This window comes from Streptomyces sp. NPDC037288, from assembly GCF_055603265.1.
On the sequence record NZ_JBVJVY010000115.1, the window covers coordinates 1 to 7,118 of the forward strand.

5 protein-coding genes are annotated in these 7,118 nt (G+C 74.8%); 1 reads left to right on the plus strand and 4 read right to left on the minus strand.

The annotated features are described in order from the left end of the window. Positions 1-190: 190 nt before the first annotated feature. Positions 191-2,158 (minus strand): AfsR/SARP family transcriptional regulator, encoded by a 1,968-nt coding sequence (locus ACZ7GZ_RS41565; RefSeq protein WP_471032852.1) that lies wholly within the window; start codon positions 2,156-2,158, stop codon positions 191-193. 208 nt (positions 2,159-2,366) lie between these two features. On the opposite strand from ACZ7GZ_RS41565, the gene ACZ7GZ_RS41570 reads away from it, so the two are divergent. After that, positions 2,367-2,657 (plus strand): hypothetical protein, encoded by a 291-nt coding sequence (locus tag ACZ7GZ_RS41570; protein ID WP_471032855.1) that lies wholly within the window; start codon positions 2,367-2,369, stop codon positions 2,655-2,657. A gap of 24 nt (positions 2,658-2,681) precedes the next feature. On the opposite strand, the gene ACZ7GZ_RS41575 is transcribed toward ACZ7GZ_RS41570, so the two are convergent. The 3 genes from ACZ7GZ_RS41575 to ACZ7GZ_RS41585 all read right to left on the minus strand — a co-directional run. Beyond that, a complete protein-coding gene (locus ACZ7GZ_RS41575; protein WP_471032857.1) occupies positions 2,682-5,669 on the minus strand; it encodes an AfsR/SARP family transcriptional regulator in 2,988 nt (995 codons plus the stop codon). A 125-nt stretch (positions 5,670-5,794) separates the two neighbouring features. Then, the gene (locus tag ACZ7GZ_RS41580) at positions 5,795-6,100 is read right to left on the minus strand and encodes an acyl-CoA carboxylase epsilon subunit (RefSeq protein WP_471032859.1); all 306 of its coding nucleotides are present in this window, start codon (positions 6,098-6,100) and stop codon (positions 5,795-5,797) included. Between the two features lie 10 nt (positions 6,101-6,110). Beyond that, the coding region (locus ACZ7GZ_RS41585; RefSeq protein ID WP_471032862.1) for an acyl-CoA carboxylase subunit beta at positions 6,111-7,118 on the minus strand (1,008 nt) is incomplete at its 5' end.

Below are 7,118 nucleotides of genomic sequence, written 5' to 3' on the forward strand. Positions count from 1 at the left end.
GGAGAGGGGAGGGGAACTGCCTTGCCAACGGGGGAGGGGGGAGGGGTGCCAGGGGGGTTTGTTGCGCCCCCCCCCGCCCCCCGTGAGCTTTGGGGGCCGGCGGGGGGGCCCCCCCCCCCCCCCCCCGGGCCGGGCAAGAGGGGAAGAGGGACGGGAGGCGGAGCGTAGCGGCGCGGCGTGGTGCGGCGGTTCAGGCCACGGCCGCCTGCCGGTCGTACGGCCGGTGCCGGGACGCGGCCGGGCAGTCGCGCCGCGCGTACAGCCGTACCAGCGGCATCAGCCGGTAGCAGGGCTCGGCGTGGTGCGCGCCGGATGCGTCCGCGCTCGGCGACGCCGTCAGGAGCCGCGCGTCGGCGAGCTCGTCCAGGAGGTGCTCCGTGTGCCCCGGAGTGAGGTCGAGCAGTGCGGCGGCGTCCCGAGCGGTCAGCCGGGAGAGTCCGTACGCCGCGAACGCGCCGAGCGCCTCGGCGGCGGCGGGGGTGAGCGCGTCGACCGCGGTGCGCAGTCCGGTGGTGACGTCGAGGGCGCCGATCCGCAGTTCGTCGAGGCGGTGCTCCTCGGGTGCGAGCCGGTCGGCGAGGCGGGCGACCGGCCAGTGCGGGCGGGTGGCCAGCCGGACGCCGGCGATCCGCAGGGCCAGCGGCAGCCGGTCGCAGAACTCGGCCACACGCAGGGTCGCCTGGGGCTCCGCGGCGAGCCGTTCGGCGCCCGCGGCCGACGCGAGGAGTCCGGCCGCCTCCGCCGGGGTCATGGGGCCGAGCCGTACCAGCCGCACCGCGTCCAGCGTGGCGAGCGTGGGGTGGGTGCCGGTGACGACGGTGCGGCTGGGGCCGGCGCCGGGCAGCAGCGGCCGTACCTGCGCGTCGTCCGCCGCGTTGTCCAGGACGATCAGCATGCGCCGGTCCGCGACCAGTGTGCGGAAGAACCGCGCGCGTTCGTCGACGTCCTCCGGCAGCGGGTGGCCGTCGGCCCCGAGCGCCCGCAGGAACCAGCCCAGCACCTCCCGTGGCTCGCGCCGGCCGCCGTCGCCGGTGCGCAGATCCGCGTACAGCTGCCCGTCGGGGAAGTCCGCCCGGCACACCTCGCCCACCCGCAACGCCAGCGCGGACGTCCCGGTCCCGGGCGCCCCCGCGACCACGACGTCGTGCCGCCCCCGCAACGCGGCGACGCCCTCCTCCACCTCCGCGCCCCGCCCGACGAAGTCGACGGGCGCGGAGGGCAGAAGCGCCGGCACGACGGCACCGACGCCGCCGCCGGGTGCGAGCACCGGAGACGCGGTGACCGCGTGCGCAAGCGGTGGACGCGCCGCCGCCGGGTCCGGGGCCTCGGGGTCCTGGGCGGACGCGGGCGAGGGGGCCGTCGGGGCGGGCGTGGTGAGCGGCGCGGCGGGCGGTGCCGCCAGGGCCGTCGGCGCAGCCGGGGGGTGCGGCAGGGTGCCGGTGAGGATGTGGTGGTGGAGGGTGCGCAGGGTGGGGCCGGGGTCGATGCCGAGGTCGGTGGCGAGCAGGCGGCGGCCCTCGTCGTAGACGGCCAGGGCGTCCGCCTGCCGGCCGCTGCGGTGCAGCGCGGTCATCAGCTGGCCGCGCAGCCGCTCGCGCAGCGGGTGGCTGTGGACGTGGCCGGTGAGGGCGGGGACGAGGTCGCCGTGGCGGCCGAGGGCGAGCGCCGCCTCGGTGTGCTCCTCGAGCGCGGCGAGCCGGGCCTCCTCCAGGTGGGGCCCCTCGGCCTGGGCGAGCTGCTCGGTGACGTCGCCGAGGGCCGGCCCGTGCCAGAGGGCGAGGGCTTCGGAGAGGCTGCGCTCGGCCTCGGTGAAGCGCCCGGCGCGCAGGTGGTCCCGGCCCGCGTCGGCGAGTTCGCGGAAGGTGTGCCAGTCGAGGGTGGCCCGGTCCGGGTCCATCCGGTAGCCGGTGCCGTGGCGGGTCAGGCCGTGCCCGGAGCCGAGCCGGGTGCGCAGCCGGGACACGTAGGTGTACAGCTGACGGGTGCTCGTGGCGGGCGGGTCCCAGCCCCAGAGCAGGGTGGTCAGCCGCTCGTCCGTGACGAGCCGGCCCCGCGCGAGGAGCAGCGCGGCCAGGGTGGCCCGCTGCTTGGCGCCGTCGAGGGGTACGGGGCGCCCGTCGCGTTCGGCGGACACCGGGCCGAGAATCCTGAACTCCATGCGGGCCTCCGCGGGTGCGCGGGCCCGCTGCTGTCCCGGGCCGTCTGCCGCGAAAAGCTAATGACCTGCGGTTTTTCCTCGTCCTCGAATCGATTTCGGAGCTGCGAAACAGCTTCGAAAGAGGCGTAAAACGGCGGCTCCGTAGCGTTCTCGGCATCACCCCGGGCAGCGCCCCGAGACCGCCGGAGATCACCCTCAGGAGGACCCCGTGAACCGTCTCTTCCACACCGCCAGGAGGACCGCCGCGACCGCTCCCCTGGGCCGGCTCACGACCGGTGCCGTGCTGCTGCTCGCCGCGGTCGGCACGGTCGGCGCCACGCACGACCTGAACCCGCTCGCCGGCCACGCGCCGTCGGGTGTCACGGCGGACGACCGGTGGACCTCGGTGCGGGCCGCGGACGATCCCTGGACGGTGACGCGGAAGGTGGTGGGCCGCGACGACCCCTGGACGTCCGCTCCCGCCGGCTCCTCCACGCTGCGCGACGACCCGTGGACGTGACCGGCGGGCGGGCACCGCGGCCGGTCAGGGGCGGGCGAGGGCGAACAGCAGGCCCGGGTCGGCCGGTTCGTCCTGCCCGAGCGCCGCCAGCAGCCGGTCCACGCGTTCGCGCCACTGCCGCACGCCGACGTCGGCGAAGAGTTCACCCGCCCCGCGCAGAGCGGCCGCGGCGCCGGCCCGGTCCGCCCGCAGCATCAGCACACACCCGAGGAGGACGGCCGCCCGTGCCTGGACGTACCGGTCCGGCACCTGTTCGGCGGCCTCGATGGCGTCCCGCAGCACCGTCTCGGCGTCCGCCAGTCTGTCCTGGCACCACAGTGCCTCCCCCAGCGCGCGCAGCACATGCGCCTCGCCCCGCCGGTCGCCGCTGTCGAGAACCAGCTCCAGCGCGCGTCGGCACGCCTCTTCCGCCCGTACCCCGTCCCCTTGCTGGATGAGTGCCTCGGCGAGCCGTACGGTGCTCTGCGCCTCGCCGCGCCCCACGCCGAGACCTCGGCTCTTGGCCACCGCCTCCGACGACAGCAGCAGACTCGCCTGTGCGTCGCCCCGCTCCAGTTCGATCTGTGCGAGCAGCCCCAGCACATGGGCCTCCGCGTAGTGGTCGCCAACCTCGCGGAAGATCTCCAGAGCGGCCCGTCCCAGGTCGAGGGCGCGGACCGGGTCCGAACGGTGGCGTGCGCACAGCGCGAGGTTGCGCAGGACGAGCGCACGGCCCTGGTGCCGGTCCAGCTCCTCGAACAGGCGCAGTGCCGGCAACAGCCTCTCGTGGGCGGAGTCGAAGTCCCACTGGATGATCTCCAGGGTGCCGAGGGACTGCAGCAGCGCCGCCTCGCCCAGCCGGTCGCCGGTGCGCCGGGCCGCCGCCAGCGCGGTCTCGGCGCAGTCCCGCCAGTCCTCCAGGTAGTTGCGGTTCTGGAACAGGGTGACCGCGGTGACGGCCAGGTCCCAGGCGTGGGCGGACTCGTCCTCCCGGGCCAGCTGGTCGACGAGCGCGGTGAGCGCGAGCCGCTCTGTCTCGAACCAGCCCATGGGATCCTCCAGCAGGCTGTCCACGAGATGGGCGGGCAGGTCGCGCAGCGGTGCCGGACCGTGGATGACGGTGTAGTCGCCGCCGTACATCCTGCGGTGGGCCTCGCGGGCGAGGGCGAGCCAGGTGCCGCCGGCGCGCCGTACGGCGGCACTGCGCTCGGCGTCGGTGTCCTCCTCCAGGGCGCGTTCGCGGGCGAACAGCCGCAGCAGGTCCTGGAAGCGGTAGCGGACGTGACCGACGCCGACGCTGATGGGTTCGAGCAGCTGGGCGTCGACGAGCTGCTCGATGAGGTCCTCGGCGTCGACGGGGTCGAGGTCGAGCAGGGCGGCGCCGGTCCACGCGGAGAACTCGGGGACGCTGAGCACGCCGAGCCGCCGGAACATGCGGGCGGTGTCGGCGGGCAGGCCGCGGTAGCTGAGCCGCAGGCCGGCGCGGACCCCGCGGGAGTCGATGCTGAGTTCGTCGAGTCTGCGGTGCTGGTCCTCCAAGCGGGACACCAGGGTCCGGACCGACCAGTGGGGTTTGGCGGCGAGCCGGGCGGCGGCGATCCGCAGCGCCAGCGGCAGCCGGTCGCAGAGCTCGCTCAGCCGTGCCGCCCCGACCGGATCGGCCACGAAGCGGTCGTCGCCCGCGACCCGGGAGAGCAGGGTGATCGACTCGTCCTGTTCGAGGGAGCCGAGCTGGAGGGGGACGTAGGCGTAGTCGCCGGCCAGGGCGCCGCCCATGCTGTCGCGGCTGGTGACCAGGACGCAGCAGCGTGAGGTGCCGGGCAGCAGCGGCCGTATCTGCGCGAACGAGCGGGCGTTGTCCAGGACGATCAGCACCCGCCGCCCGTCCAGGACGCTGCGGAACAGTGCGGTGCGCTCGACCTGGTCGGCGGGGATCTGCGGGCCGGGCACGCCGAGGGCGCGCAGGAACCGGTCCAGGACGGCACTCGGCCGGCGCGGTGCCTCCTCCTCGTCGTAGCCGCGCAGGTCGGCGAAGAGCTGCCCGTCCGGGAAGCGGGCGACGACCTGGTGGGACCAGTGGACGGCGAGCGCGGTCTTGCCGACGCCGCCGGTGCCGGTGATGGAGCCGACCGGCAGCGAGGTTCCGTCGAGGTGGTCCAGCAGCCGGTCCAGGGCGGCCAGTTCGTCCCGTCGGCCGGTGAACGAGGCGGGGGCCGGCGGAAGATGGGCGGGCACGATGGTGGCGGGCGCCAGGCTGACCTGGTCGGCGGGCGGCACCAGCGCCGGGGAGTCGGCGAGGATCTCCTCGTGCAGTTCCTGCAGGGCCGGGCCGGGATCGATGCCGAGTTCCTCGGCGAACAACCGCCCGGCCTCCCGGTAGGTCTCCAGGGCCTCGGCGCGCCGGCCGCACCGGTACTGGGCCAGCATCAGCTGGGCGACGGCCTGCTCGCGCAGCGGGTTGTCGCGTACGAACCGGGCGAGTTCGGCGACGAGTTCGCCGTGTTGGCCGAGTTCCAGACGGACCGCGGTGAGCTGCTCGTACACGTCGAGGCGCAGCTCGGTCAGGCGGGTCGCCTCGGCTTCCACGCGTTCGGCGGTGATGCCCTCCAGGGCCGGCCCGCGCCACATGGCCAGGGCTTCCTCGAAGCGGGCGCAGGCCTCTTCCAGCTCGCCCCGGCGGGCGGCGGCCTGCCCCTCGGCGGCCCGCTCCTCGAACTCGACGGCGTCGATGCGGTGTTCGCCGGGGAAGAGCATGTAGCCGGGGTGACTGGTGGTGAGGACGCCGTCGACGCCGAACGCGGTCTTCAGGGACTTGCGCAGCGCGGAGACGCAGATGGCGATCTGGTTGCGTGCGGTGGCGGGCGGTTCGCCGTGCCAGACGGCGTCGGCGAGGGTGTCGACGGAGACGACCCGTCCGGGGGCGAGCAGCAGCATCGACATGATGGTGCGCTGCCGGCCGCCCTGCAGGGGCATGGGCCGTCCCTCGGCGCTGATGTCCAGCGGCCCCAGGATCCGGAACACGACCTGAAGCACCGCTGCCTCCCGAAACTCCGGCCGCAGCCGTACCGTACGGCACGTTTCGCCGCTTTCTGTCTGATTAACAAGGCGTCCCAGGGGGCCGCAACGAGGGCGGCAGCAAGCTGCCAGTGCGGCCGTGCTCAGGCACGGGCCCGCCAGGACGCCGGGGGCGGGGCCGCGGGGCGGTGCCAGCGGGCGGGCGCCGGGTGCCGGTCGGCGGCCGGCTCGGCGGCGCTTTCGGCGGGGGCCGCGGCCAGCGCGGTGAGGAGCGCGGCGACGGCGGCGACCTCCTGGGGAGTGGGATTGCCGCCGATCACACGGAAGAGGGCGGGAGCGAGCGGCCCGTCGAGCGCGGGCGTGGGAGCCGGAGGGGCGGCGGGCGTGGGAGCCTGCGGGGCGGCGGGCGCGGGAGCCTGCGGGGCGGCGGTGGGGGAGGTGCGGGCCATGGGGGCCTCCTCACATCGGGGGGTTGCCGTGTTTGCGGGTGGGCAGGTCGGCGTGCTTGGTGCGCAGCATCGCCAGGGCGGCGATCAGCGCGGTACGGGTGTCGGCGGGGTCGATGACGTCGTCGACGAGTCCGCGTTCGGCCGCGTAGTAGGGGTGCATCAGCTCGGCCTTGTACTCCTTGACGAGTTGCTGCCTCATCGCCTCGGGGTCGTCTGCCGCCTGGATGCGCCGCCGGAAGACGACGTTCGCGGCTCCCTCGGCGCCCATGACGGCGATCTCGTTGGCGGGCCAGGCCAGGGAGAGGTCGCAGCCGATGGACCGGGAGTCCATGACGATGTACGCGCCGCCGTAGGCCTTGCGCAGGATGACCTGGACCCGGGGCACGCTGGCGTTGCAGTAGGCGTAGAGCAGTTTGGCGCCGTGCCGGATGATGCCGCCGTGCTCCTGGTCGACGCCGGGCAGGAAGCCGGGGACGTCGACGAGGGTGACCAGGGGGATCGAGAAGGCGTCGCAGAGCTGCACGAAGCGGGCGGCCTTCTCGGAGGAGTGGATGTCGAGGACGCCGGCGAGGGAACTGGGCTGGCTGGCGACGATACCGACGGCCTGGCCGTCCATCCGGGCGAGGGTGGTGATCACACTGGTGGCCCAGCGTTCGTGGACCTCCATGTGCTCGCCGTCGTCGACGACCTCGGCGATGACCTCGCGCATGTCGTAGGGGCGGCTGCCGTCGAGCGGCACCAGCTCGCGCAGCCTCTCGCAGCGCCGGTCGGCGGGGTCGGTGGCGGCAACGGCGGGCGGGTTCTCGCGGTTGTTCTGCGGGAGGAGCGAGAGGAGGTAGCGCACCTCGGCGATGCAGGTCTCCTCGTCGTCGTAGGCGAAGTGGCAGACGCCGGAGGTCTCGGCGTGGACGTCGGCGCCGCCGAGGCCGTTCTGGCTGATCTCCTCGCCGGTCACCGCCTTGACGACGTCCGGGCCGGTGATGAACATCTGCGAGGTCTCGCGGACCATGAACACGAA